The sequence below is a fragment of the Salinivibrio sp. HTSP genome (assembly GCF_003390965.1).
Lineage (GTDB): Bacteria > Pseudomonadota > Gammaproteobacteria > Enterobacterales > Vibrionaceae > Salinivibrio > Salinivibrio kushneri.
Genome location: NZ_PXUD01000010.1, coordinates 85,780 through 111,389, shown reverse-complemented (window position 1 = coordinate 111,389; position 25,610 = coordinate 85,780). Strand labels below are relative to the sequence as shown.

Below are 25,610 nucleotides of genomic sequence, written 5' to 3'. Positions count from 1 at the left end.
AATTTATAGAATTTCAAGTAATAGATATGGGGCGATATAGTGGCTGCATTGTCATCAAGGGAATGCGCGATCATGGATTATCTTCCCCTCTTTGCTCAGCTTAAACATCGTCCTTGCCTCGTCGTTGGCGGCGGCGAAGTGGCATGGCGCAAAACGCGCATGTTGCTCAAGGTAGGCGCAGCGGTCACTGTGGTTGCCCCTGACGTCGACCATGAACTTGCGGAGGCACACGCGCAAGGAAAGCTGACGGTGTTGCGCGAGGCGTTTCGTCCCGATCATCTGGACGGAAACATGTTGGCGATTGCGGCGACCGATAATGCTTTAGTCAACGAGCTGGTCTCCACTGCCGCTGATAGCCGCAATATCTTGGTCAATGTCGTCGATGACACCCCCAAATGCAGCTTTATTGTCCCCTCATTAGTGGATCGCTCTCCCATTATTATTGCCATCTCATCGGGCGGCAAAGCGCCGGTATTGGCGCGGATGCTCCGTGAGAAGATTGAAACCCTAGTGCCCCAGCATATCGGCAAGATGGCAGCGATGGCGGGTGCGTTTCGCGACAAACTGAAAGCGCGCATTCCGACTTTGACCGGCCGGCGCAAATTCTGGGAGGCCGCCTTTAGTGGTCGGTTTGCCGATTTAGTCGCGGCAGGCAAACACCAGCAAGCCGAGCAGGCGCTGGAGCAGCTGAGTGGACAAATCACCACCCAAGGCGAAGTGGCCTTGATTGGCGCCGGTCCGGGAGATCCTGGGCTATTGACCTTGCGCGCGTTGCAATTGATGCAGCAAGCCGATGTGGTGCTTTATGACTACCTAGTGGCTGAGCCGATTATGGAGCTGTGCCGCCGAGACGCAGAGCTGATTTGTGTGGGTAAACGGGCGAGCTACCACAGTGTGAGCCAAGACGACATCAATCGCCTGTTGGTCGAGCATGCTCAAGCCGGAAAACGGGTGGTGCGCTTAAAAGGGGGCGATCCTTTCATGTTTGGCCGCGGTGGTGAGGAATTACAAACGCTTGCCAACGCTGGTGTTTCTTTTCAAGTGGTACCCGGGATCACCGCTGCTGCTGGGGCGACGGCCTATGCCGGTATTCCGCTCACCCATCGCGATCACGCCCAGACCGCGCTGTTTATTACCGGTCATTTGAAAAAAGAACAAGACACCTTGGAGTGGGCGACGTTAGCGCGCCCACGTCAGACCTTGGTGATTTATATGGGATTGATGAAATCGGCCCATATTCAAAGCCAACTGATGGCTCACGGTCGATCGCCGGATACGCCTGTGGCGGTGATTGAAAACGGCACGCGTCCGGAGCAGAAAGTGTTTACCGGTCAACTCAATAACTTACCGTCGCTGGCGGAGCAAGCTGCGTCGCCCGCGCTTATCGTGGTGGGTGAAGTGGCGGCACTCGCCGGTCAGCTGACATGGTTTGGCGAGGGGCGCGCGGTAAGCGATGCCGACCCCACGCAAGCCCCCACCGCTGTGGTTAACTTCGCTTAAAGGATAGTTAGGATGGATGCAAAAACACTCACACACCTCCAGCAGTTAGAAGCCGAGAGCATTCATATACTGCGGGAAGTCGCGGCGGAGTTTGATAACCCCGTGATGCTGTATTCGATTGGCAAAGACTCGTCAGTGATGCTGCATTTGGCGCGCAAAGCTTTTTACCCCGGAAAGATCCCGTTTCCGCTGCTGCATGTCGATACCGACTGGAAGTTTCGCGACATGATTGCCTTTCGCGATCGTACTGCCAAGGAGCTCGGGCTGGATCTGATCGTGCACAAAAACCCAGAAGGGATGGCTCAGGGGATCAATCCTTTTGATCACGGCTCCGACAAGCACACCGATATCATGAAAACCCAAGCGCTGAAGCAGGCGCTGGATCAGCATAAGTTTGATGCGGCGTTTGGCGGCGCGCGTCGGGACGAAGAAAAATCCCGCGCCAAAGAGCGTGTCTATTCGTTCCGCGATAAGAACCATCGCTGGGATCCGAAAAACCAACGGCCAGAGCTGTGGCGCAACTATAACGGGCAAGTGAACCCAGGCGAGAGTATTCGCGTGTTTCCGCTCTCTAACTGGACTGAGCTCGATATTTGGCAATATATCTATCTGGAAAACATCGACATTGTTCCGCTTTATTTAGCGGCCGAGCGCCCAGTGGTAGAGCGCGATGGCACCTTGTACATGGTGGATGATGCGCGGATGCCGATTGGGCCCGACGAAACCGTGACCCATAAATCGGTGCGTTTTCGCACCCTGGGCTGCTACCCATTGACCGGGGCAGTCGAGTCACACGCCAATACCTTGCCAGAGATCATCGAAGAGATGTTGGTCGCCACCTCGAGTGAGCGTCAAGGGCGGGCGATCGACCACGATCAGTCCGGATCCATGGAGCGCAAGAAGCGTCAGGGTTATTTCTAAGGAGCAGTCATGAATCCAGCAATTCAACAACAGGTAGCCGATCTGGGTATTGAGGGTTATCTGCAACAGCACCAACACAAAAGTTTATTGCGCTTTTTGACCTGTGGCTCGGTCGATGACGGTAAATCGACCTTGATAGGCCGTTTGCTGCATGACTCGCAGCAGATTTATGAAGATCAGCTTGCGGCCGTCCATGCCGATAGCCAGCGTGTTGGCACCACGGGCGAGAAACCGGATCTGGCGCTACTGGTAGACGGCCTGCAAGCCGAGCGCGAGCAGGGGATCACCATTGATGTGGCGTACCGGTATTTCTCCACCTCTAAACGCAAGTTTATCATTGCCGATACCCCCGGCCATGAGCAGTACACCCGTAATATGGCCACCGGTGCGTCGACCTGTGATGTGGCGGTGATCTTAATCGACGCGCGTCACGGCATCTTGGATCAGACCCGTCGTCATTCATACATCGCTAACTTGCTGGGTATTCAGCATTTTGTGGTAGCGGTGAACAAGATGGATTTGGTGGAATATAGCCAAGCTCGGTTTGATGAAATCCAAGAACAATATTTGGCGTTTGCCGATCAGCTCAACCCCGGCTTGTCAGTGTCTATGGTGCCTTTGTCGGCACTGGAAGGCGACAATGTGGTCAATGCCAGTGACGCGATGGCGTGGTATCAAGGCGAGCCGCTGCTCAGCCAGCTAGAAGCCATCGACATTGAAAAATCGCGCGGAACGGGTGCGTTCCGTTTTCCGGTGCAGTATGTCAATCGACCGGATCTGAACTTTCGCGGCTACGCGGGCACCCTTGCCAGTGGCGAGTTGCATGTGGGTGATGAGGTTAAGGTACTCCCCTCTGGGCTTACCGCGAAGGTCGCGCGCATCGTCACCTTTGACGGCGACCGAGAATTTGCCTTTAGTGGTCAAGCGGTTACCCTCACTCTGGATAAAGAAATTGATATTTCGCGTGGCGATCTCTTGGTGCGAGCGGATGATGACGTCGCGGTGGGTCAACGGTTTGACGCCGACGTGGTGTGGATGACACAAACCCCACTGGCACCGGGGCGCGAATACGAGATTAAGTTGGCCAGCAAGAAAACCTCGGCACAGGTTGAGGCGCTGTCCTATGGGGTGGATGTGAATACGCTTAACACCCATGACGCAGACACCTTGCCGCTCAATGGCATTGGTCGTTGCACCTTGACCCTGAGCGAAGCGGTGCCGCTGGATACCTATCACGATAGCCCGAATACCGGTGGCTTTATCCTGATTGATCGCCTCACCAATGTGACGGTCGGCGCGGGGATGATCCGTCATGTGGCTGAGACGCAGCCGCAAACTACCTCGTCGTTCTCAGCGTTTGAGCTTGAGTTAAACCAGCTGATCCGCAAGCACTTTCCGCATTGGCAAGCGCGGGATCTGCGTCAACTGGGATAGACCATGAGTTGGCAGGAAACCACGGTACTCACCTTGCTGGTGGCGATTGTCGCCGGCTTGGTGCTCACTCGATTAAAGCCTGCGCTCTTGTTTGCGGGGGCCGCGTTTGTGGCGTTCCAAACTGGGCTGACCTCGGTTGAAGCGCTGACGGCGAACTTTACCGCGCCATCACTGCTGACCTTGGTATTGCTGATTTTGGTTTCTTGTGCGCTAGAGAAAACCCATCTGACCAGCTGGGTCGCGCGACAGGCGTCGCACGGCGCACTCCCCACTGTGATTGCTAAATTAGGCATCTCAAGTGCGCTGCTGTCGGCGCTGGTCAATAACACTGCGGTGGTGGTGTCCATGATTGGCGCGATCAAGCGCAACCGACGTCACTCACCCTCGCAGCTTTTGATCCCATTGTCATACAGCGCCATTCTCGGCGGCACCCTGACGCTGATTGGCACGTCCACCAACCTCATTGTGAACAGCTTTGTTGAGCGGGCGGGATTACCCAGTTTGGGATTTTTCACCCCAACGGTCATTGGTGCCGCCGCACTGGTGGCAGGATTGTTGGTGTTAATTCCGTTCAGCTACCGGTTGCCACGCCAGGATGGTGAACAAGAAGAGAGCTTGCCGTATGTGCTCGAAGCGCGGCTAGCCGCCGACTCGCCCTTATGTGGGCAAAGCGTGGCAGACAATGGCTTGCGAGCACTACGGCGTTTGTACTTGGCCGAAATTCATCGTCAAGACGGCGTCATTGCGCCCGTGTGTCCGGAGACGCCGTTATTGGCTGGTGACAAGTTGCAGTTTGCCGGCGATGTGGAAAGTGTTGCGACCTTACAAGAGATCCCAGGCTTGACCTTGTTCGGCCAGCATCACATTGATGGGCAAAATTTGATTGAGGTGGTGGTGAGCCACAGCGCCAGCATTTGTGGCAAAACCCTCAAAGCCGCCCGGTTTCGCGAGACCTTTGATGCGGTGGTGGTCGCCATTCGTCGCGGCCATGAAAAACTCGATGGGGGACTGGGCAACATTCCTTTGCATGCCGGCGATACGCTGGTGTTGGTGCCGGGCAAAACCTTTCGCCAAGACAGCCAAGCGCTGCGGCGTGAATTCGTGCTCTTTAATGGTTTGGAAGCCAGTACCCGTCTTTCCGAGCGGAAAAGCGTTGCGGTACTGGCAGGATTTGTCGCGGTGATTGGCGGGGCCTTGCTCACCCCGATGCCACTGCTCAATGGCTTAGCCGCGTATTTGGTGGTGTTGCTGGTCACCGGCATTATTTCCTTGCACGACTTACAACGCCGCTTTCCCGTTGAGGTGGTGGTGATTGTCGGCGCGGCGCTGACATTGGCACAACTGATGTTGGCGTCAGGGCTGTCGGCACGCTTTAGTGATTGGTTTATGGCGACCTTTAGCGCAGGGGGCGCGATAGGGGCGCTGGTGGCCGTGTACTTGCTGACTTTGTTGCTAACCGAGCTTATCACCAACAATGCCGCAGCAGCACTGGCTTTCCCGCTGGGCTATAGCTTGGCGCTAGGGTATGGCGTTGATCCTATGCCCTTTGTGATGGCGGTGCTGTTTGGCGCCAGTGCCAGTTTTATTTCCCCTTACGGGTATCAAACCAATTTATTGGTATACAGCGTGGGCAATTACCAGCTACGTGATTATTTGCGTCTGGGGCTGCCATTATCTGTGGTGTATTCCGCAGTAGTGCTCACCCTGTTACCGATTGTTTTTCCTTTAACGGCGGTCGCCCCTTAATCATGGCGTGGCCAACGAAATAGCGGAGACTTTCATGACTGACACTGTATCTGCGTCAACCGATCCCAATGTGATCTGGCATCAGCATCATGTTGACCAAGCCCAGCGCAGTGAACAAAAACAGCAACAACCCGTGGTGCTTTGGTTTACCGGCTTGTCTGGCTCGGGCAAATCGACCATCGCCGGCGCGCTGGAGGCGGCCTTGGTGGCCGAAGGGCACCATACCTATTTGCTGGATGGCGATAATATTCGCCATGGCTTATGTCGCGACCTGGGTTTTTCCGATCAGGACAGAGCCGAGAACATTCGCCGAATTGGCGAGGTGGCTAAGTTGATGACTGATGCTGGCCTGATTGTCTTGAGTGCCTTTATTTCACCGTTCCGCGCGGAGCGAGAGCGGGTGCGCGAGCGTTTGTCTGAGGGGCAGTTTATTGAAGTCTTTGTCGATACGCCGCTGGCGGTATGTGAACAGCGCGACCCCAAAGGGCTGTACAAAAAGGCACGTGCCGGCGAGATCCCGGCGTTTACCGGCATATCTTCCGACTATGAGCCACCGCGAACACCGGCGATCCATTTAAGCGGTGATCTCAGCGTCGCCGAGCATGTGGCGACCTGTCTTCACGTACTGCGTGAGCGCGGGGTGTTGCGCTCGTCAGATTAAGCGTGAGTGTTGACCGTATCACCCACATCGCTGTGCATCTCAAAGCCTTCGGCGAGTAATTCACAAATGGCGTGGTGATAATCGGGATGCACGCGTTTACCGACCAGTTTTGCTAGCTCATGGCCAGTGGGGCTAAAGCGGTAATAATAAAGACGCATCCCTTTGTGGAGCGGGGTGAGCATGTATTGGGTGTCTTGCAGTTTAAACGGCATCGCTGGCTGCATTTCAATCACACCAGATTCAAGCTCAGTGCGCAGGATCAGCCCCAAGTCCATCAACAGCATTAAATCGGTATAAGACAGTTGATAGTGACCCAGCGAAAGCTTATGAGGAGGCTCTGGGCGTAGCAGTTGCACCAAGCCTTGACGGCGGCGAAAACCAGTGACTAGCTTTTTGGTGCTGTCTTGCCCAAAGGTGCTGGACAATGCACAGGCGCGTTGCAGTGCTTGCGCTTCGCGCTGGGTCATAGTCTCGAGAATGGTCAGTGCTTTAATTGAGGTGCTGCCGGGGCGGAGCATTTCTTGTTTGAGAATCTTCGCCCACAACTGCTGCATTGCATGGCCGTGAATATTGCGGGCTAAATCGAAAAAACGAACCAGCCAATCTGGGTCCGGGGTCTGAGCGGTTTCGCTGTGACACTGGTCGTAGGTCAGAGCAATGATGGCTTCGAGGTTAGCCTGCTGCTTTTGCATCACATGACGCTGGCGGGTGGCACTGCGATGGGCGAGATCTTCCTGCTCAACCTCCTGCAGGCGCGCATCGACATAATATTCACTGGCAATGGCTTTTAGCCGCCCTTTACTGCCACGCAGATCTGCGTCTTCTTTATTCTTGTGATCCTGATGTTGTCGTTTATCGGGGTGGACGTCGACGACCTCGGGTTTGTCTTGCTCTGCCATGCGATTCTCACACTGATTGTCAGCAAATTTAGTGCTGGCAAATATGTTAATTAAAGATTAAATTTGTTAACATTATGAGCGTTAACAATCAAGCATAGGGATGCGTGTGCGCAAGCAAAAGCTCAACCCCATCAATCTGCTACTGATTGCCGTGTACATTGGCGCACTGGCGATCTTGTCTCATTATATTGTCTGACAACATCGGGTGCGCCGATCAGGCTCACTGATTGATAGGGACTTATCCGTCGTCGTAGTCCGTTAAGTCGGTGCCTTGTAGCACATAACCCACCTCTGCCAAGTCATGGCTCACATGTTCGGTTTTCAGCGTGCCTTCGACATAGACCACATCCCATAACTGTTGAATCGGCGCGCCGCCGGCAAACTTTACATAAACAATTTGATTGGGTGGCGGGGGTGGAACATGAATACAGGCGCCAAGAAAGGGCACCAGTAGGAATTCCGTGACCACTTTATCGTCGCCTTCCAGTGGGATCACGAAGCCAGGGATTTTGACTTGGCTGTTGTTGAGCTCTGGGCGAACAGAGCCGACCAGGCTTTGTGGATTCTCACTGTCGTGGCTGATTTCCGGCATCCCGCGGCTATCAAATTGAGCACGTTCATGCTCAGGCACCAAATCAATCCAATCCAGCGTGAGTGGTTCGCTATTTGCCCAAGCCTGAGAGCCAAAAAGACTGCTAAGCAAGGCGATAAGTCCGAGCATTATCCGTTTTTTCATCTGTTATACCTTAATTGTCATGCCATCAGCGAGCGCCTGTCGATAGGCGCGCCAAGCCGGGAGCAAGCCCACGATAAAGCCAGCGACCAACACACCGGCCATCAGTGAAAGCTCATAAGAAGACGGCCAGTCGAGTGGCAAGAACAAGCCAAATTCACTGAGAATATAGGGCTGAGCCAGCGCGAGTCCACCATAAAGCAGGAGCACGCCAAAGACGATCCCCGCGAGAGTAATCGCGACCGCCTCACTGACCAAAAGCAAAATAATATGCAAAGGCCGCGCGCCCATTGCACGTAAGATCGCCATTTCTCGTCGACGTTCGTTCAAGCTGGTGAGCAGGCTTGAGAGCATGCCCAAAAGCCCGGCGACGGCGACAAAGCCAGAGATCACCAGCAGGGCTTGTTCGCCAACCCGCATCATGCCCCACAGCTCGTGCAAGGCAATGCCGGGCATAATCGCGGTTAATGGTTCGCGTGGATAGGTGTTGACCCAACGTTGGACAGCGAAGGTTTTGATTTTGCTTTTCAAGCCCACCATCACCGCGGTCAGTTGCTCCGGTTGCAACTCGCGCTGTTGCGCTTGCGCTTGGGTCAGGCCTTGGCCGAGTCGTGCGCCACTTTCCCAGCCGACATGAATCGCTTCGATGGCCTCGAGCGATACATGCACGCTACGGTCGACGGGGGTGCCAGTGGGGGCCAAGATCCCAGTGACCGTAAAGGGCAAGTTGTCATGCTGATTAAAGCCTTTGTCGGCCAGTCCATGGGCAATGACCAGACTATCGCCCATCTTGTATCCCAACTCTTTGGCCACTTGGGCGCCAATCACGGTATCGAATAAGCCGGAAAATGGGCCGCCTTGGCGAAAGGCGAGTGGTTGTTTTTGACCATATTGATAATGGGCAAAGTAATCATTGGTGGTGCCGACTACGCGAAAGCCGCGGTGAGAGTCCCCCAGTGAAATGGGAATGGTCCAATTTACATCCGAGTGCTCACCAAGGCGCTGATAACTGTCCCAGCCGATATTGTTGGTGGCGTTACCAATACGAAACACCGAGTAGAGCAGTAAATTAATGGGGCCGGAGCGGGCACCGACAATTAAATCGGTATTGGAGAGGGTATTGGCAAAGCTGGCTTTAGCTTGGGTGCGCACCTTCTCTACCCCGAGCAAGAGCACCACGGCAATGGTGACGGTCAGTAAAGAAAGCAGTGCGGTGGCGCGGCGATTCTTCAAGCTTTGCCCCGCCAATCCTAACAGTGAAATCATAGGTTGGCCTCCTCGCGATGTATGGCGCGATTAAGCGCGGGAAGCGAGACATCGCGGTCAAACAAGGGCGCTAATTGGCTGTCATGGCTGACAAACAATAAGCTGCTGTTGGCTTCTCGGCATCGGTCTTGCAGCAACCGAATAAAGGTATTCCGCGTGTCCGTGTCGAGCGCAGAAGTGGGCTCGTCAGCGATGATTAACGCTGGTGCCCCAATTAATGCGCGTGCCGCTGCGACCCGCTGTTGCTGGCCGATACTCAGCGCAGTGACTGGCTGATGGTAGCAGCTAGCCGGTAAGCCTAATCGATCGAGTAAGGTGCCGGCTTCTTGGTGCGGGGAGTGGTGAAGTGCTTGACGTCGCGCGTGAGAAAAGCGCAGCGGCACAGTGACATTATCAAGCACAGATAAGTACGGTAGCAGGTTAAATTGCTGAAAAATATAACCAATATGGTTGGCGCGAAACTGATCCCGCTGGCGATCATTCAGTTCTGTCAGCGCTTGGTGATTGACTGTCAACACACCCGATTGTGGGGTATGAATACCTGCAATCAGGCTCAGTAGCGTGGATTTCCCGCTGCCGCTGGGGCCTTTTAAAAATACATGCTCGCCCTCACCGACCGCAAAGCTATCGATGTCTAAGATCGGTTGCGACTGATCTGGCCACGTAAAACGCAGTTGTTCGATGGTAATCATGCCTGACAGGGGCGCTTAACGCGCCCCGCCTCCTTTTTCCCTACCACTGGATGTGCGACTTGGCACGATTCAAGGTGTCTACCCAGACCTTATCATTAGTAAAGGCCTGAATTTTGATGGTTTCTGTGTTGGGAAACAGGCTAAACCAATCAGTTTTCAATTCGGTGAAGGCTTGTGGGTTTTGGCAAACGAATTGATAGTTCGCGGACAAGGTATTGTGGTTACCGTGATCATGTCCATGATGGTCGTCATGGTGAGCATCATGTTCATCGTGGCCGTGGTGCTCGTCGTGATCATGGTGCTCGTCGTGGTCATGGTGCTCATCGTGGCCGTGGTGCTCGTCGTGGTCATGGTGCTCATCGTGGCCGTGATGTTCGTCGTGGTTATGATGCTCGTCGTGGCCGTGATGCTCGTCGTGGTCGTTAAAACTGCTGGTGACTTTGGTCTCGGCGAGCTGGCAATTCGCCGCTTCGGCAAGTTGGAAGCGTTTCCCACCATCACGCAGCAGCGCATAGGCATCTTCGAGCGTTTGCTGATCGGCGGCATTTTTCGGGTGATGCTCAAACCCAACCACATCATGGCCGGGCGCGGTCAGCTCAATCAGCACACGCTCACCGTCTTGGGCGAGGCTAGCGGCCACTTCACCGTGCACGTGGGCGTCAAACGATTGGTAATTGGCTTCTTCGGCGAGTGCCGACGTCGCAGCCATCGTAACGGCCATGGCGATAATACTGGGTAAAAAACGTGTTTTCATTGGGTTCTCCTAGTGAATAAATGGGTTAAATCATGAGGGAATTTATTCGACTAGGTGGATCGCGAGCTGAAAAGGCAATGGCGGTGTGGTAAGCACGTGGTGGCTTTGAAAGGGTAACAATTGCGTTGACCACATAGGTGGGCACAGGTGCTGAGACCGCATAAGCTAAGAGGGCTGGCGGCACCAAATGGCAGGCGCTGCAGTGCTCACTATGATGCGTTGGGGTGAAAGTATCGAGATGATGCTCTCCCCACAGCCCAGCTTGGCTGAGCATCAAAACAAATAGCAGATGGACGATCAATCGCCGAGACATGCCAATTTCCGTGCCACATAAGTAATGTGATAACATAACAATTATCATCATCAACGCCAAGTGTTGAATGACAGCGCGGGCTGTCCCCGCGCGTGGTTGTTATCGGTTGACTAACTGGGTGACCAAGCTGACGACTTGATTCACTTCGTCGGCACTTAATTTGCCTTCTTTGACAAAGCGTACCGAGCCTTGGTCATCCAATACGGCAATTAACGAGCTTTCTTCTTTTAGGCGCCATGCCTCTGCGACATTGCCGTTTTCGTCGAGCACAATCGATGACCAGCTAAACTCACGTTTACTGTCTTCGGCTGATGATTTGACAAAGCCACCGGTGCCCCACATGGCATCATCTTGGTTAATGATGGTGGTGGTTTGGTAGCGAGCATCGTCAAAGTCTGCGGCGGTGATGGCTTCCATCAAGGGTGCATTCATTTCCTTGGCACTGCTGCGTCCGGCGATGGCCTGGATCACGCGTACTTTGCCCGGCAATTGTTCGGTTTGCCAAGTTTGATAAACGATATCGTCGCCATCCAGCGTCAATTCGCCGTGCTCGGCGACCTTGGCTGGCGGTAAGGGTGCACCATTTTGGAGCGTGTGCGCCATACTCGTGCCGGAGAATAACGCAAAGGTGAGAGCAAGTAGGGTGGTTTTTTTCATTATTGATCATCCATGTTTGTGGGTACTATTTGGCATCAGGTGCCAAGTTATCTATGGTTACGTCACACGGTGATTTGTGCCAAGTATCTAGGGTGATTCCGTGCGCAAGATCGGACTTTTCTGTGTCGATCGAACTTGTGCCGCAAAACGTATTTCTCTAAAGCGGGAACTTCTGTTCGCAAGTAGGCTCTAATGCTGTGATTGCCATCTTATTGAGATGGCACTTTGCTTGCTTAGCTTTTTACGCGGAGATTGCCAGATAATATTTGGCGCTCCAAGGTGGCAATATCACACGGTCATCGTGACGGTGAAAGAAATGAATTGCCGTTTCGGTCTGCTTAGACAGACTTTGAGAACAAGAAAGGGATCCTTATGCTTCGCATCTTTCGTCAATATCGACCAACCCAGATTGCGCGGTATGTGAAACGATTTTTTAAGGGCCGACTCTACATCGAAGGTGTAGGCGCGTTTGAGTTTGATGGTGGCCGTTTACTGCCGCCGGGGCACAGTGACAAACGAGCGTTATCGGTAATGACTGAGGTGAATAAAGAAATTAAAGCCATGGCCATTACTGCATAAACATCGCCACACTCAAAAAAACACGTCCAAGCGGACGTGTTTTTTTATGCCTCGCCATTGAGCAAAGGCTTATTGCGGTGGGAAACAAACCCCTGTGCCACCCAGGCCGCAGTAGCCTTGCGGGTTTTTGTGCAAGTACTGCTGGTGATCAGTTTCTGCGAAGTAGTACGCGCCGGCCGGTGCGATCTCGGTGGTCACCGCATCTGGCTTGCCGGCGTCTCTCAATGCCGCTTGATAAGTGGCCAGGCTCGCTTCGACACTGGCTTGATCCGCGGGATCACAATAGTAAATCGCGGAGCGATACTGCGAGCCGACGTCATTGCCTTGACGCATACCTTGGGTCGGGTCGTGGTTTTCCCAGAATACCGCCAGTAGGGTGTCTAAACTCACTACGGACGGGTCAAAAATCACGTTAACCACTTCGGCATGGCCGGTTTGTCCTGTGCAGACGTCTTGATAGCGCGGATGTTGGGTAACACCGCCACTGTATCCCACCGATGTCATCACCACACCCGGCTGTTGCCACCACTTTCGCTCGGCCCCCCAAAAACAGCCCATACCAAAAATGACCTGTTTTTGACCAGCCGCTGGCATGGCCGTGATAGGCTGATTAAATACCGCGTGCGGTTCGGCTGGAATAATCGGATCGGGTCGATCCGCTATCGCATTGTCAGGTTGGGTAAAGGAAGATTGCATCGACATAGGCATCCTTTGACTGCTGTGATGAAAAAGCGCAATGCGTGCTGCTATGCGCGTTAATGGTTGGCATTCAGGCATGGATCCCGCACCTTATGAACAACATGGTGCTGGCCTCCTGCCCCGCTCAACACGTAATATGGCAAGATATCATCAATTTAGCCGGGCGACACCCGGGTAATGGATCTCACTGCATGAATATACGGTTATTCCCCCTATTCGCGATCGCTATCAGCTTGATGTCTAGTATGGCTCGTGCGGATGTCGACATAGATATTGAAGGGCTAGATGGCATTGCACAAGATAACGTCGAGACCTATCTTGCGGCGATTGCCCCAGAAGAGCGGGATGGCTCCTACCGATTTATTGCTCGCGTCGAAAAAGATGTGCGCAAAGCGCTGCAAGCGGTGGGGTTTTATCAACCCAAGATTACCACTCACATGGACGGTGATGCCACGCTTAACGTCAAGGTTGACCCCGGTGATCCTGTGCGCTTGGCGCAAGTGGATGTGGTGTTTAGCGGTGAAGCGGGCATGGATGACGATTTTCATGCTCTCAAGGCTGACGGGCCGCAGCCGGGCGCGAGGCTCAATCACAATGATTACGAGACGCTAAAAAGCCAGATTCAAAGCTTGGCGGTGAAAAAGGGATACTTTGATGGTCGCTTTACGCAAACGCGATTAGAGGTCGCGCCTGATCGTCAGCAGGCCTTTATTCGGCTTCACTTTGCCAGTGGCAAGCGTTATCACTTTGGTGCGATTCGCTACCAAGGCGCGCAAATTCAGTTGCAGCGTCTGGACACCCTACGTGATTTTTCCCCGGGTGAGCCGTATCGTGTGTCGGTACTGGGAGAGTTTAACCAAGCGCTCGCGAATACCGGTTGGTTCTCCAGTGCCTTGGTGCAAGCGGACATGGAGCAAGCGGAAGATAATGAAGTCCCCATCAAGGTGACGCTGACCCCGGAAGCGCGCAATAAGTTTGAAACTGGGGTTGGGTATTCCACTGACATTGGTCCACGGTTCAAGTTTAACTGGCGCAAGCCTTGGTATAACTCACGCGGCCACAGTATCACCACATCACTCGCGATTTCTGAACCTGAGCAGACGTTGACCTCGACCTACAAGGTCCCTTTGGAGGATGTTTCCCGCGAGTATTATCAAGTGCAGTTAGGGTTACAAAACACCGAACAACGCGACACCTCCAGCCTTGAGGTGTCGACGTCGGTTTCTAGACATTGGCTGTATGATACCGGCTGGCAACGCAGTGTCTCGTTACGCTGGCTTTATGAAGACTACACCCAAGGGCAAGATGAAGATAGCGTCAGCGTGGTGCTGCCTGGGATCAATTTCACTCGCACGCGTGCACGCGGTGGATTAATGCCGCATTGGGGAGATAAACAATCGATTACATTGGAAGCGGCCGATCCGATTTGGTTGTCAGATATTAGTTTGGTGCGCTTGCAAGGGCGGAGTGCGTGGATTCGTAGCCTGAACAAAAACCATCGCGGTTTATTACGCGTCGATGGTGGCGCTCTGATTTCTGAAGAATTTAGTGAAGCGCCGCCATCGTTGCGTTTTTTCGCCGGGGGGGACAACAGTATTCGCGGCTATGGCTACGAGACCGTTTCTCCGCGTGATGAAAGCGGCCAGCTGAGCGGTGCGCGCTATATGTTGACCGGGACGTTAGAGTATCAATATCGCCTTGGCGGCAACTGGTGGTGGGCGCTATTTGCCGATGGCGGTGACGCGTGGACCAGTCGTTTATCGTGGAAGCGTGCGGCTGGTACCGGTATTCGCTGGTCATCGCCGGTCGGCCCGATTCGCCTTGATGTCGCACATGGTTTTGATAATGACGATGATGATTTTCGTGTACACCTTACCTTAGGGCCTGAATTATGAGTCGTTGGTTGGTCAGACTAACGTTTATGACGTTAATCAGTCTTTTTTCTGTGGTGGGGCTGGTAGCGGCCGCACTTTTTACGCCTGTGGGCTTGCAGGTAGGGGTGTGGGGCGCGCAGAAAGCGCTGCCTGCTTTATCGATTGATGAGGCCGACGGCAGCCTACTTTCCGGGTTTGTACTGCAAGGGGTGCGCTATGATGATGCGCAGCTGCAACTGAACGCCGAACATCTCAGGCTTGTTATCCAAGGTAAGTGCTTACTGACGCCTGCGATTTGTATTGACCAATTGGCCGTCGAAGGAGTCACCCTTGATATTCATTTGCCCGCGAGTGAGGAGGAAACATCATCGGAAGACGTCTCCACACCGGCTATCCAAGCGCCGCTGCCGATCCATGTTAATGCCTTTGCCTTTAACGATGTGGCTATTCAGGTTGCCGAGCAGTCGGTGAGTTGGCATCAGCTGCAAGGGGGCGTGCACTTTGTTGGCGACACTTTAACCCTATCGCCGACCGATTGGCAGCAGCTGGTGGTGAGCCTGCCGAGCGACACTGAGCCTCAAGAAAATACCGACCAAGCAGTCGGCAAACCGAATAGCGCGGTGGCAAGCACGCCATGGCATTATCCGGGGTTGGAATTACCCACGGTAGAGCTGCCGCTGGCTATCGAGGTGGAGCAGCTCCGTCTGCAAGATGGGCGGATTGAAGCAGGCACAGTACAAACCCTTTCTGCGTTATCTCTGGCGGGCAGCGTTCGAGGTAGTGCGGTAACCATTGATAGCTTCTCAGTGACCGCTCCGCAAGGCACCGCGAGCCTTACGGGTGATATTTCACTTGAAGGTGAGTACCCACTGACCGTGCAAACCCAGTTGACCAGTAACCTTTCCCCTCTTCAAGGCCAAGCTTTATCACTGTCGGCCGAAGGAAGCCTGGCCGCGCTTGAGCTAAGCGCGAACGCGCGCGGTCAGGTGACGGCGACGCTTGAGGGAGAGGCGAACGTGCTGGCGGCAAACTTACCTTTTGCCGTGCAGTTAGATAGCCAAGTATTGGCGTGGCCGATGACAGGGGACACGATCGCGGCATTACGCGACCTGCACTTTCACGCCGATGGGGATTTGTCCGACTATCAGCTCGGCTTACAAACCGGTGTCGAGGGCCCAGAGGTGCCGACCACTCAACTGAATGTAACCGGCCAAGGCAATCTCTCGGCGCTGACCTTCTCGCAGCTGGAGGCCAATACACTGGGTGGCAAGGTGGCCGGTCGTGCCAGCGTCGATTGGTCTAGCGTGCCTTTTTGGCAAGCAGAGTTAGGGTTTGCCAACATTCAACCTCAGCAGCAATGGCCAGAGGTCACGGGGGATTTAACCGGTGCAATCAGCCATCGTGGCCGCTTAACGAGCCAAGGCGGATGGGATGTGTCTGTGCCCACGTTGGTGGTGCATGGTCAACTGCAAGAACTGCCACTGGCAGTCGCGGGCGCACTCAATGCGCATGACCGGGATGGCGATGGCCAGCCGAGCGTGTCGACACCGGGACTGACGCTGTCGCATGGCCCCAACCAAGTCACGGCGCAAGGGCAAGTGCGTGATGAGTGGCAAATGGGACTGTCGGTCGATATTGCCGATTTATCGCAATCCTTGCCGATGCTCGCTGGCGTGATCCGCGGCGATGTGAAACTGAGCGGACCGTTTGCGCAGCCAGCGGCAAAACTGGCGCTTCATGCTAAGCAGTTGCGTTGGCAAGATGTGCGCATTAATCAGCTGACGGTAGACGGCAATCTTGCCGTGAAAGACCGCTTGGGTGGTGATTTGACGGTATCGGTATTGGGCGGGCGCTATCAAACCGCGCGTTTAGATAACCTCGATTTAATCTTTCGTGGTGATGAAGCAGCCCATCAGCTGGATTTGCGCTGGCAAGGTGCCCCAGCGTCTGGCGCGTTACGTATTGAAGGTGCGCTGGCGCGAGAGACAGGCTGGAAAGGGAGATTGCTCGATACATCGGTGAACGTGGACGATCTTGGCGACATTGTCCAACAAAGCGTGGCACCGATTGCGCTCAGCTTCGCCGATATGCAAACCGAGATTGGCGAGCATTGTTGGCAGTGGCAAGCGACATCTTTGTGCTTATCGCAATCGGCGACAGTCGGCGCGCGAGGTGACGTGGCCGCCAAGATTGAAGGCTTTGAAGCTGCGCAAATCGCCGCCTTCTTACCGCCGGAATGGCAACTTGATACACGTGCCAATGCCGCGGTTCACGCACGCTGGCAGCCTGACGCCTCACCGGATGTGCAAGCATCGATTGATATTGCGGATGGCGATGTACGCGAGCAGGCCGATACGCCGCTGGTGATTGGCTGGCAACATGCCAATCTCAATGCGCGTTGGCATCAGGATAAATTGCAGGGCGCGCTGGCGCTGACCTTGTCCGAAGGGGGAACCCTCGCCTCGGCCTTTACTTTGAGCGATTTGTTGGCGCCAAATCGCTCCTTGACGGGGGAGGTGACGGTCAATGACGTTCAGCTGGCTAAACTCGAACCATTGCTAGGCAGCGATCAACAAGCGGATATTAATGGCGAAGTAAATGCTAACTTACGCGTGGAAGGGCCGTTGACCCTGCCTGATGTGTATGGCGGGCTGACCATTGATGCATTGCGAGTCAAAGGCTTGGCGTCACCTGTTGATGTAAACGATGGGCAGCTAGCGCTCACGTTGGATGGCAAGCAAGGCAAGGTGGAAGGCGAGCTGGTGACGCCGGATGGTGTGCTGGCACTTAGTGGCGATGGGCAATGGCCTAGCATCGACGATTGGCGCTTTGGCTTAAATGTGGCGGGTGACACCTTACGCGTCAACGTGCCGCCGATGGTGCGGCTGGATGTGGCACCTGATCTTACGGTATCGGCAACACCGCATGATATGACTATTAAGGGCGACATTCGTGTGCCATGGGGACGGATTGAAGTCGAAAATCTCCCCGAATCTGCCATCACGGTGTCGGACGACACCGTAATGCTGAAAGAGAACTATGTGCCAGAGAATATTGAGCAAAGTGAATCCGTGCCCTTTAACTTACAGACTGATGTGCAACTCGTTCTGGGAGAAGATGTACAGTTAGCGGCGTTTGGACTGAAATCTCGTTTGGCAGGTGAGCTTAATATTAAAAACAATCAGCAAGGCGCCTTGATTGTGGGGAATGTGAGCTTGCTTGATGGTACTTACCGCTCCTTTGGTCAAGACTTGCTGATTAAAAAGGGCGAGATCTTATTCAATGGCCCTGCCGATCAGCCGTACTTGCAAGTGGAAGCGATTCGAAATCCTGAACGCATCGAAGGGGATGTCACAGCGGGGATCCGTTTAACCGGGCCCGCTGATGATCCGGTTGCCGATGTATTTATGGATCCAGCTGGCTCGCAGGCCAACGCCCTGTCCTATTTGTTACGTGGCCGCGCGCTTGATGCTGGTGCCGGTGATGCCAATATGACCTCGATGCTGATTGGTTTGGGCTTAGCGCAAAGTGGCAAGTTGGTCGGGGAGATTGGTCAGGCGTTTGGGGTCGAGGATCTGACTCTCGATACCTCAGGCGCTGGTGATGAGCAAAAAGTGGAAGTGTCCGGTTATATTCTGCCCGATCTAGAGGTGAAATACGGCGTGGGGATCTTCGATGCGATAGGGGTGTTTACGGTGCGCTATCGACTGATGCAAGACCTCTATCTTGAAGCGGTATCCGGTGTCGATCAGGCGGTGGATCTGCTCTATCAGTTTGAGATCAAATAGAGACAAAAAAGCCCGCGAGTTCACGCGGGCTGTGTTTCATTGAAGCGGCTGATTACTGTTTTGCGCGCTCAAATGAAGACAAGATTTCGTCTTTCGCCGCTTGGGCATCTTCCCAACCGTCAACTTTCACCCACTTGCCGGCTTCTAGCTCTTTATAGCGCTCGAAGAAGTGAGTGATTTGCGCTTTTAGCAGCTCAGGCAGGTCGTTCACGTCTTTGACGTGATCGTACTCTTTGGTTAGCTTGCTGTGCGGTACCGCGATCACTTTCGCGTCCTCACCTGACTCATCGGTCATTTTCAGCACGCCAACAGGGCGGCAGCGGATCACTGAGCCAGGCACCAATGGGAATGGGGTTGGAACCAGCACGTCAACAGGGTCACCATCCAAAGACAAGGTGTGGTTCACATAACCATAGTTACATGGATAGAACATAGGCGTTGCCATGAAACGGTCAACGAAAACGGCGCCGCTGTCTTTATCAACTTCATATTTAATCGGATCGGCGTTGGCTGGGATCTCAATCACCACATAAATATCTTCAGGCAGCTCTTTGCCCGCAGGGACCTGGTTCAGGCTCATGGGATGTCCTTTTGTTTAATGAAAAAGTGTGTGCCAATTATAACCGCCAAGCGTGAAAATAACAGAGGCGACCGTATTGGCCGCCTCTTTATCATGGAAGACTGTCGCTAGGCGTCTATTTTGCGCTTATTCGTCGTCATGATCCGGATAAGCGTCGAGGTATTCTTCGACTTTATCGACCATATTGCTTGAGCCAACAAAGAAAGGCACGCGTTGATGAAGTTCATTCGGAGCAATGTCCATGATGCGCTGGGTGCCATCGGTTGCTTTGCCGCCAGCTTGCTCAATAATAAAGGCCATCGGGTTGCACTCATACAGCAAGCGCAGTTTGCCATTGGGGTAGGCGAGCGTGCTGGGGTAAAGGTAAATACCGCCTTTAAGCAGGTTGCGGTGAAAGTCGGCGACCAAAGAGCCAATATAACGCGACGTGTAAGGGCGCTTTTCGTTAGGGACGTTTTCTTGACAGTATTTGATGTATTTTTTGACGCCCTGCGGGAACTTAATATAGTTACCCTCGTTAATGGAATAAATGCTGCCGTCTTTAGGAATGGTCATGTTTTCGTGAGACAGGCAGAACAGGCCGAGTGACGGGTCATAGGTAAAACCGTGCACACCATCCCCCGTGGTGTAAACCAACATGGTGGATGAGCCGTAGATGATATAGCCGGCGGCGACTTGGCGGTGACCGGGTTGAAGGAAGTCTTCTTCGGTGGGCGGTGTCCCCACCGGTGATACGCGGTGATAGATGGAGAAAATGGTGCCAACAGACACATTGACATCAATGTTAGAGGAGCCATCAAGCGGGTCAATCAACACCACATATTTAGCATTGCGGTTGAGCTGTTTATTAAAAATAACCGCATCATCTTCTTCTTCACTGGCGACGCCGCAAACCTGATCGCGAGCCTCCATCGCGGCTTTAAATTTTTCGTTGGCATAGACGTCGAGTTTTTGCTGCTCTTCACCTTGCGCGTTTTCCGTGCCAATCGCGCCAGCAATGTCGACCAAGCCGGCTTTGTTGATTTCACGGTTAACAATCTTGGCGGCCAGACGGATGGAGGCGAGAAGAGAAGATAAATCACCGCTGGCGTGCGGGAACGCGTGTTGCTTCTCAACAATGTACTCGCCGAGGGTTTTAATGTCGGGCATTCTCAATCCTTAATGATGATGAACTGTCTTTCTGGTGCAATCGGATACATGGGCAGTGGGCTGCCTCTTGAAATCGCCGCTATTCTAGCTTTCGTGACTTTTTAATCGTACTGAAGAAATGAATCAGGCGAGGGAAGTGTGATCGCGACATAAAAACCATGTCAGATGCGCGCAAGCGATAAGACCCAAGCGTTAATCCGAGGCATAATAACCGCCTGCGCCAAATGGCAGGGCAATCAACAATACAGTGAAGGCTATGCATATTCATATTTTAGGCATCTGCGGGACTTTTATGGGTGGCGCAGCCATGCTGGCAAAACAATTGGGGCACAGGGTGACGGGCTCTGACAGCCATGTTTATCCCCCGATGAGCACGCTACTTGAGTCTCAGGGAATCGATATTATTGAAGGCTATGACCCGGCTCAGCTTTCTCCCACCCCAGACTTGGTGGTGATTGGCAATGCCATGAGCCGTGGTAACCCTTGTGTCGAGGCGGTCCTCAATCAAGGCTTGCCGTATACGTCAGGCCCGCAATGGCTGCATGATTTTCTCCTGCAAGACCGCTGGGTACTCGCGGTCTCTGGCACCCATGGAAAGACCACCACCGCGAGTATGCTAGCGTGGATTTTAGAAGACTGTGGCTACGCCCCCGGCTTTTTGATTGGCGGGGTGGCGAGTAACTTTAACGCGTCGGCGCGATTAGGTGATAGCCCGTTTTTTGTGGTGGAGGCGGATGAATATGACAGTGCGTTTTTCGATAAGCGCTCTAAGTTTATCCACTACCAACCGAAAACCTTGGTGATCAACAACCTTGAGTTCGATCACGCCGATATTTTTGATGATCTGGCGGCGATCAAGAAACAATTTCACCATGTGGTGCGTACCGTGCCGGGGATTGGGCAAATTATTGCGCCCTCAGACGATACCAATGTCACGGACACGTTGGCGATGGGCTGTTGGAGTGAGTGTGTGTACGCCGGGCCGGATGGCCAGTGGCAGAGCATGAAAAAAGACCCGGCTGGCAGTCAATTTGACGTGTACTTTGCCGGTGAACTCGTGGGGACGGTGAGCTGGGATTTAGTCGGTGATCACAACGTGCGTAATGCGTTGATGGCCATCGCGGCAGCGCGTCATGTGGGGGTGACACCTGATTTGGCCTGCCAATCGCTCGAGACATTTATCAATACCAAGCGACGTCTAGAGTGGCGAGGGGAGCAAGCCGGTGTCACTGTGTATGACGATTTTGCCCACCACCCGACGGCGATTCGCCTGACCCTTGAGGGGTTGCGCGCGAAAGTGGGTAATGGCCGCATTGTCGCTGTGCTCGAGCCACGCTCTAATACCATGAAGCAAGGGGTTCACAAGGATACACTAGCGGCGTCGTTGGCCCGTGCGGACACGGTGTTCTTATATCAACCGCAAGGGCTAGATTGGTCGCTTGAAGCGGTGGTGGACAACTGCACGCAGCCGGCGCATAGACATGACGATATTGATGCACTGGTAACTGCCCTGACTGAGCACGCCCAAGCAGGCGATACCGTGTTGGTGATGAGCAACGGCGGCTTTGGTGGTATTCATGACAAGCTGCTAACAGCTCTGGCGAGTAAGGAGGCGGTTTATGGCGGATAAACGAATAACCTTGGCGTGGACAGGCGCGTCCGGTGCGCCCTACGGCCTACGTTTGCTCGAGTGCCTGCTCGCACAAAATTATCAGGTTTTCTTATTGATCTCGTCGGCCGCACGTGTGGTGTTAGCGACCGAGCATGGGCTGAAACTTCCGTCAGGCCCGCAAGCGGCACAGAAAATATTAGCCGAACATCTGCAATGTGATAGCAACAAACTGATCGTTTGTGGTAAAGAAGATTGGTTTTCGCCGGTCGCCTCGGGATCGGCAGCGCCCAAGCAAATGGTGGTGTGCCCCTGCTCGGCAGGTTCGTTATCGTCCATTGCCCATGGTTTGTCCGATAACCTTATCGAACGCGCGGCGGATGTGGTACTTAAAGAGCGCGGACAGTTGCTCTTGGTGGTGCGCGAGACCCCGTTTTCAACGCTGCATTTAGAAAACATGCACAAGCTGTCGCAGATGGGTGTCACCATTATGCCTGCCGCGCCAGGCTTTTATCACCAGCCCCAGTCGATCGATGATTTAGTGGACTTTATGGTGGCACGCATTTTAGATCACTTGGGGGCCGAACAAACCTTGGTGCCTCGCTGGGGCTATGATCAACGCCAGCGGTGAACAATGCTCAGGCACGCATCGACGTGCCTGAACCGTATGGTTAAGGTTTTAACACCATTACATGGACACTCGCGCCCTCGAGCACTTTGGCGGCGACCGAACCCAGCATCATTTTATTGACGCGTGAACGCTTATGGCTTGGCATCACAATCAGATCGCAGCCGATGCGCTCTGCCGTTTTAATGATCCCCTTGTAGGGCTTACCTTCTTCAACCGACACCTGACAGGCCACGCCCTTGGGGACATATTTATCCGCAAATCCTTGTAAATTGCGCTTCATGTCGCGTTTCATTTTATTGGCGGCTTCTTCAGGGAAGTAAGAGGCGACCATCGAATTATGAATGCCGGGCAATACAGTGAGCAGGTGGATTTTGGCACCTGACTGGCTGGCGAGCCAAACAGCGTGATCGACCGCGGTATCTGCAAAGCTTTCGTCGTTCAAATCGACCGGAACCAAGATATGTTTATACATAGCGATATCCTTTGCACTTATAAAAAAAAGGGGCACGTGTCACACACGTCCCCCTGTTATTAGGCTTGGCGAATACGGCGGCGTTGATTCCACCCCAACAATGCTAAGAGCAAGAGAGTAGGGACAAACACCCACTCTTTCCATGGCCGGACATTATCGATAGTCACTGTTTTGATTTGCCAATCAAAATCAATCCCTGCTTTGTCAGCGTCACTGCCAAATTGGATCATATCCACCAACAACTTGTCGTCTTCCTCGCGAAGCATTAAGCCTGTGTCGTTAATGCGGGCTTTTCCGCTTTCAAGGCTATGATCCACGGGCAATACCACGTGCTTGGAGACTTGCTCACCAAAGAAGTTTTCTCCTTCCACTTCAAGCTGCAGCGGCTTCCCGTCTGGTAGCTGCTCCGCCACACGGGTGATCTCTGTGCCTGGGAAGCTGGTCGTCGGCGGATACACTTCGTCCCACCAAAACCCTGGACGGAAAAGGGAGAAGGTAATCAATAACAATAAGGCGGTTTCCCACCATTTGTTTCTAGTCATCCACCAACCTTGTGTTGCGGCAGAGAACGCCAGCATCGCTATGGTCGCCGACACAATGGTCAAAATCAGGTGGAAGGGGCCATCGAGATCGAGCAACAACAACTGGGTATTGAAGATAAACATAAATGGTAGAATGGCGGTGCGGATGTCGTAAGTAAAACCTTGCACACCGGTGCGGATGGGATCGGACTTAGCAATGGCCGCCGCGGCAAAGGCGGCCAAGCCGACCGGTGGCGTGTCATCGGCAAGAATACCGAAATAGAACACAAATAAGTGCACCGCGATCAGTGGAATAATCAGCCCCTGCTGTGCGCCTAAAGTAACAATCACTGGCGCCATCAGGGTAGAGACCACGATATAGTTGGCGGTGGTCGGTAGTCCCATCCCCAACAATAAGCTGATCACCGCGGTAAACAGCAACATCAGGAAGATGTTGCCGCCGGAGATAAACTCGACGAAGTCTGTCATCACCAAGCCGATACCGGTGAGTGTCACCGTACCTACCACGATCCCGGCCGCTGCAGTGGCGACACCGATACCGATCATGTTGCGCGCACCGGTCACAAAGGCTTCGAGCAGATCAACGCCCCCGTCACGAATTTCTTCTTTAAAGTTAGTGCGCTGGTTGAAGTAGGCAATGAGTGGACGCTGGGTGAGAATGATAAAAATCATAAACACCGTCGCCCAAAATGCAGAGAGGCCTGGCGAGAAGCGCTCCACGGTCAAACACCATACCAGCACGCCGATTGGCAGCAGGTAGTACAAGCCCGAACGCACGGTGGGGCCGGGCTCGGGGACCTCGGATAAATCGGCGGCCGCGGGGTCTTCCGCTGCTTGCGATTTATACTGGGCGGAGTAACGCACCAACAGCACATAGGCAATCAGCGTGAGGATACCGATGACCACGGTTGCCATGGCACCAAATACGTCTTTGGTCCAGCCAATGCCGTAGTAGACCGCCGCGCTGAGCACCAACAAGCCAACAAACACCGTCATAAACGAGAACAGTTTTTGCAGTACCGTGCTGGTATGACGGCGCGGTAAGCCTTCCATACCAGCTTTACAGGCTTCTAGGTGCACGATGTAAATCAGCGCAATATAAGAGATCAGTGCGGGAAGTAGCGCGGCTTTAATCACTTCTACGTAGGAAATGCCCACGTATTCCACCATCAAGAATGCCGCCGCCCCCATAATCGGTGGGGTGAGCTGGCCATTAGTCGAGGCGGCCACTTCCACCGCCCCGGCTTTATGACTTGGGAAGCCCACGCGTTTCATCAAGGGAATGGTAAAGGTGCCGGTGGTCACCACGTTGGCAATCGAAGAACCCGAGACCAAACCGGACAGGCCGGACGCGACCACCGCGGCTTTGGCGGGGCCACCGCGCATGTGACCGAGTAGTGAGAAGGCCACTTTAATGAAGTAGCCGCCGGCACCGGCGCGGTCGAGCAAGGCACCGAACAGGACAAACAGGAATACAAACGAGGTAGAGACGCCCAGTGCCACCCCGAAGACGCCTTCAGTAGTCAGCCACAAGTGTGACATGGCTTTGTTCAAGCTCGCGCCTTTGTGAGCGATGACGTCCGGCATGTAAGGGCCGGCAAAGGTATAGAGTAAGAACACACCTGCCACCACCATTAGCGGTGGGCCAAGGGCGCGGCGTGTTGCCTCAAGCATCAGAATCATACCGATGGCGGCAACCGTAATATCAAACGAGGTATAAGCGCCAGCACGGTCTGCAAGCTGGTTATAAAAAAGGAAGAGGTAACCGGCGGCCAAACTACCCGCTAGTGCAAATACCCAATCGAGCAATGGCACCCGATCTCGGGGTGAGGTCTTACGCGCGGGGTAGGCGGTGTAGGCCAAAAACATCGCGAACGCCAAATGGAGCGAGCGAGCTTCGGTATTATTGAGTACGCCAAAGTCGAGCGCGAAAGGTAGCGGCGACGCATACCAAAGCTGAAACAGGGACCAGCAAAGTGGTACCAGCCAAAGAATACGTCCTGATAGTCCATCCGGTGAGCGTGCGCCAGTATCTGCTTGCGCCACCATGTCTTGCACATCAGGAGACGATTGATGTGTCTTCGTCATGCAGTTTGTCCTTATTATCATAT

At 53.8% G+C, this 25,610-nt stretch carries 21 protein-coding genes; 10 read left to right on the top strand and 11 right to left on the bottom strand.

Annotated elements, in window-relative coordinates; genetic code table 11:
* The first annotated feature begins 72 nt into the window (after positions 1 to 72).
* Genes cysG through cysC form a run of 5 tightly spaced genes read left to right on the top strand, consistent with a single transcriptional unit; the run spans position 73 to position 6,262 of the window.
* Positions 73 to 1,500, top strand: coding sequence for a siroheme synthase CysG (gene cysG, locus C7A19_RS02170; RefSeq protein WP_077458102.1), 1,428 nt, complete (start codon positions 73 to 75; stop codon positions 1,498 to 1,500).
* Positions 1,501 to 1,512: 12 nt separating this feature from the next.
* The gene (gene cysD, locus C7A19_RS02165; RefSeq protein WP_046074308.1) at positions 1,513 to 2,421 is read left to right on the top strand and encodes a sulfate adenylyltransferase subunit CysD; all 909 of its coding nucleotides are present in this window, start codon (positions 1,513 to 1,515) and stop codon (positions 2,419 to 2,421) included.
* A gap of 9 nt (positions 2,422 to 2,430) precedes the next feature.
* Positions 2,431 to 3,855, top strand: coding sequence for a sulfate adenylyltransferase subunit CysN (gene cysN, locus C7A19_RS02160; protein WP_116644034.1), 1,425 nt, complete (start codon positions 2,431 to 2,433; stop codon positions 3,853 to 3,855).
* Between the two features lie 3 nt (positions 3,856 to 3,858).
* Entirely contained in the window at positions 3,859 to 5,601 is a 1,743-nt protein-coding gene (locus C7A19_RS02155; RefSeq protein ID WP_116644033.1) for an SLC13 family permease, read from the top strand.
* A gap of 34 nt (positions 5,602 to 5,635) precedes the next feature.
* Positions 5,636 to 6,262 (top strand): adenylyl-sulfate kinase, encoded by a 627-nt coding sequence (gene cysC, locus C7A19_RS02150; protein ID WP_116644032.1) that lies wholly within the window; start codon positions 5,636 to 5,638, stop codon positions 6,260 to 6,262.
* Here the strand turns inward: cysC and C7A19_RS02145 are convergent.
* The 6 genes from C7A19_RS02145 to C7A19_RS02115 form a co-directional block, all read right to left on the bottom strand.
* On the bottom strand, positions 6,259 to 7,161 hold the full coding sequence (locus C7A19_RS02145) for a TIGR03899 family protein (protein WP_077659302.1): 903 nt from the start codon (positions 7,159 to 7,161) through the stop codon (positions 6,259 to 6,261). The two genes, cysC and C7A19_RS02145, sit on opposite strands and share 4 nt — an antisense overlap.
* A gap of 238 nt (positions 7,162 to 7,399) precedes the next feature.
* Positions 7,400 to 7,897, bottom strand: coding sequence for a DUF3299 domain-containing protein (locus tag C7A19_RS02140; RefSeq protein ID WP_077486432.1), 498 nt, complete (start codon positions 7,895 to 7,897; stop codon positions 7,400 to 7,402).
* 3 nt (positions 7,898 to 7,900) lie between these two features.
* Positions 7,901 to 9,160 (bottom strand): ABC transporter permease, encoded by a 1,260-nt coding sequence (locus tag C7A19_RS02135; protein ID WP_116644031.1) that lies wholly within the window; start codon positions 9,158 to 9,160, stop codon positions 7,901 to 7,903.
* A complete protein-coding gene (locus C7A19_RS02130; protein WP_077600466.1) occupies positions 9,157 to 9,852 on the bottom strand; it encodes an ABC transporter ATP-binding protein in 696 nt (231 codons plus the stop codon). The genes C7A19_RS02135 and C7A19_RS02130 overlap by 4 nt, the downstream gene beginning before the upstream one ends.
* Before the next feature lie 40 nt (positions 9,853 to 9,892).
* The gene (locus tag C7A19_RS02125) at positions 9,893 to 10,606 is read right to left on the bottom strand and encodes a DUF2796 domain-containing protein (protein WP_116644030.1); all 714 of its coding nucleotides are present in this window, start codon (positions 10,604 to 10,606) and stop codon (positions 9,893 to 9,895) included.
* A 412-nt stretch (positions 10,607 to 11,018) separates the two neighbouring features.
* Positions 11,019 to 11,576, bottom strand: coding sequence for a YtfJ family protein (locus tag C7A19_RS02115; RefSeq protein ID WP_077608634.1), 558 nt, complete (start codon positions 11,574 to 11,576; stop codon positions 11,019 to 11,021).
* A gap of 372 nt (positions 11,577 to 11,948) precedes the next feature.
* Here C7A19_RS02115 and C7A19_RS02110 point away from each other — a divergent pair, with 372 nt between their 5' ends.
* A complete protein-coding gene (locus tag C7A19_RS02110) occupies positions 11,949 to 12,155 on the top strand; it encodes a DUF1107 domain-containing protein (RefSeq protein ID WP_025673598.1) in 207 nt (68 codons plus the stop codon).
* Between the two features lie 69 nt (positions 12,156 to 12,224).
* Here the strand turns inward: C7A19_RS02110 and msrA are convergent, their stop codons facing one another.
* Positions 12,225 to 12,863: a peptide-methionine (S)-S-oxide reductase MsrA gene (msrA, locus tag C7A19_RS02105; protein WP_077659331.1), complete on the bottom strand. Its 639-nt coding sequence runs from the start codon at positions 12,861 to 12,863 to the stop codon at positions 12,225 to 12,227.
* Positions 12,864 to 13,045: 182 nt separating this feature from the next.
* Between msrA and C7A19_RS02100 the strand changes: the two genes are divergently transcribed.
* Positions 13,046 to 14,749, top strand: a complete 1,704-nt coding sequence (locus C7A19_RS02100; RefSeq protein ID WP_235614243.1) for an autotransporter assembly complex family protein — start codon at positions 13,046 to 13,048, stop codon at positions 14,747 to 14,749.
* The gene (locus C7A19_RS02095) at positions 14,746 to 18,516 is read left to right on the top strand and encodes a translocation/assembly module TamB domain-containing protein (RefSeq protein ID WP_116644028.1); all 3,771 of its coding nucleotides are present in this window, start codon (positions 14,746 to 14,748) and stop codon (positions 18,514 to 18,516) included. Before C7A19_RS02100 ends, C7A19_RS02095 begins: the two co-directional genes overlap by 4 nt.
* A gap of 52 nt (positions 18,517 to 18,568) precedes the next feature.
* Here C7A19_RS02095 and ppa read toward each other — a convergent pair whose 3' ends face one another.
* Together ppa and fbp are read right to left on the bottom strand one after the other, a co-directional pair.
* Positions 18,569 to 19,096 carry an inorganic diphosphatase gene (gene ppa, locus C7A19_RS02090; RefSeq protein WP_046074295.1) on the bottom strand — a complete coding sequence of 176 codons (528 nt, stop codon included), beginning with the start codon at positions 19,094 to 19,096 and terminating at the stop codon, positions 18,569 to 18,571.
* A 126-nt stretch (positions 19,097 to 19,222) separates the two neighbouring features.
* A complete protein-coding gene (gene fbp / locus C7A19_RS02085) occupies positions 19,223 to 20,245 on the bottom strand; it encodes a class 1 fructose-bisphosphatase (RefSeq protein ID WP_116644027.1) in 1,023 nt (340 codons plus the stop codon).
* A 256-nt stretch (positions 20,246 to 20,501) separates the two neighbouring features.
* Here fbp and mpl point away from each other — a divergent pair, with 256 nt between their 5' ends.
* Both mpl and C7A19_RS02075 read left to right on the top strand, forming a co-directional pair.
* A complete protein-coding gene (gene mpl, locus C7A19_RS02080; protein WP_116644026.1) occupies positions 20,502 to 21,875 on the top strand; it encodes a UDP-N-acetylmuramate:L-alanyl-gamma-D-glutamyl-meso-diaminopimelate ligase in 1,374 nt (457 codons plus the stop codon).
* Positions 21,865 to 22,485: a flavin prenyltransferase UbiX gene (locus C7A19_RS02075; RefSeq protein ID WP_077608821.1), complete on the top strand. Its 621-nt coding sequence runs from the start codon at positions 21,865 to 21,867 to the stop codon at positions 22,483 to 22,485. The genes mpl and C7A19_RS02075 overlap by 11 nt, the downstream gene beginning before the upstream one ends.
* A 40-nt stretch (positions 22,486 to 22,525) precedes the next feature.
* Here the strand turns inward: C7A19_RS02075 and C7A19_RS02070 are convergent, their stop codons facing one another.
* Both C7A19_RS02070 and C7A19_RS02065 read right to left on the bottom strand, forming a co-directional pair.
* Complete coding sequence (locus C7A19_RS02070; RefSeq protein ID WP_077458122.1) at positions 22,526 to 22,957, bottom strand: universal stress protein; 432 nt, start codon at positions 22,955 to 22,957, stop codon at positions 22,526 to 22,528.
* A 59-nt stretch (positions 22,958 to 23,016) separates the two neighbouring features.
* Complete coding sequence (locus C7A19_RS02065) at positions 23,017 to 25,587, bottom strand: TRAP transporter permease (protein WP_077486425.1); 2,571 nt, start codon at positions 25,585 to 25,587, stop codon at positions 23,017 to 23,019.
* Between the last annotated feature and the right edge of the window lie 23 nt (positions 25,588 to 25,610).

What these genes read in the sequence shown, in the direction of transcription:
- cysG (WP_077458102.1), top strand. Translation starts at nt 73, where the DNA reads ATGGATTATCTTCCCCTCTTTGCTCAGCTTAAACATCGTCCTTGCCTC.
- cysD (WP_046074308.1), top strand. Translation starts at nt 1,513, where the DNA reads ATGGATGCAAAAACACTCACACACCTCCAGCAGTTAGAAGCCGAGAGC.
- cysN (WP_116644034.1), top strand. Translation starts at nt 2,431, where the DNA reads ATGAATCCAGCAATTCAACAACAGGTAGCCGATCTGGGTATTGAGGGT.
- C7A19_RS02155 (WP_116644033.1), top strand. Translation starts at nt 3,859, where the DNA reads ATGAGTTGGCAGGAAACCACGGTACTCACCTTGCTGGTGGCGATTGTC.
- cysC (WP_116644032.1), top strand. Translation starts at nt 5,636, where the DNA reads ATGACTGACACTGTATCTGCGTCAACCGATCCCAATGTGATCTGGCAT.
- C7A19_RS02145 (WP_077659302.1), bottom strand. Translation starts at nt 7,161, where the DNA reads ATGGCAGAGCAAGACAAACCCGAGGTCGTCGACGTCCACCCCGATAAA.
- C7A19_RS02140 (WP_077486432.1), bottom strand. Translation starts at nt 7,897, where the DNA reads ATGAAAAAACGGATAATGCTCGGACTTATCGCCTTGCTTAGCAGTCTT.
- C7A19_RS02135 (WP_116644031.1), bottom strand. Translation starts at nt 9,160, where the DNA reads ATGATTTCACTGTTAGGATTGGCGGGGCAAAGCTTGAAGAATCGCCGC.
- C7A19_RS02130 (WP_077600466.1), bottom strand. Translation starts at nt 9,852, where the DNA reads ATGATTACCATCGAACAACTGCGTTTTACGTGGCCAGATCAGTCGCAA.
- C7A19_RS02125 (WP_116644030.1), bottom strand. Translation starts at nt 10,606, where the DNA reads ATGAAAACACGTTTTTTACCCAGTATTATCGCCATGGCCGTTACGATG.
- C7A19_RS02115 (WP_077608634.1), bottom strand. Translation starts at nt 11,576, where the DNA reads ATGAAAAAAACCACCCTACTTGCTCTCACCTTTGCGTTATTCTCCGGC.
- C7A19_RS02110 (WP_025673598.1), top strand. Translation starts at nt 11,949, where the DNA reads ATGCTTCGCATCTTTCGTCAATATCGACCAACCCAGATTGCGCGGTAT.
- msrA (WP_077659331.1), bottom strand. Translation starts at nt 12,863, where the DNA reads ATGCCTATGTCGATGCAATCTTCCTTTACCCAACCTGACAATGCGATA.
- C7A19_RS02100 (WP_235614243.1), top strand. Translation starts at nt 13,046, where the DNA reads ATGAATATACGGTTATTCCCCCTATTCGCGATCGCTATCAGCTTGATG.
- C7A19_RS02095 (WP_116644028.1), top strand. Translation starts at nt 14,746, where the DNA reads ATGAGTCGTTGGTTGGTCAGACTAACGTTTATGACGTTAATCAGTCTT.
- ppa (WP_046074295.1), bottom strand. Translation starts at nt 19,096, where the DNA reads ATGAGCCTGAACCAGGTCCCTGCGGGCAAAGAGCTGCCTGAAGATATT.
- fbp (WP_116644027.1), bottom strand. Translation starts at nt 20,245, where the DNA reads ATGCCCGACATTAAAACCCTCGGCGAGTACATTGTTGAGAAGCAACAC.
- mpl (WP_116644026.1), top strand. Translation starts at nt 20,502, where the DNA reads ATGCATATTCATATTTTAGGCATCTGCGGGACTTTTATGGGTGGCGCA.
- C7A19_RS02075 (WP_077608821.1), top strand. Translation starts at nt 21,865, where the DNA reads ATGGCGGATAAACGAATAACCTTGGCGTGGACAGGCGCGTCCGGTGCG.
- C7A19_RS02070 (WP_077458122.1), bottom strand. Translation starts at nt 22,957, where the DNA reads ATGTATAAACATATCTTGGTTCCGGTCGATTTGAACGACGAAAGCTTT.
- C7A19_RS02065 (WP_077486425.1), bottom strand. Translation starts at nt 25,587, where the DNA reads ATGACGAAGACACATCAATCGTCTCCTGATGTGCAAGACATGGTGGCG.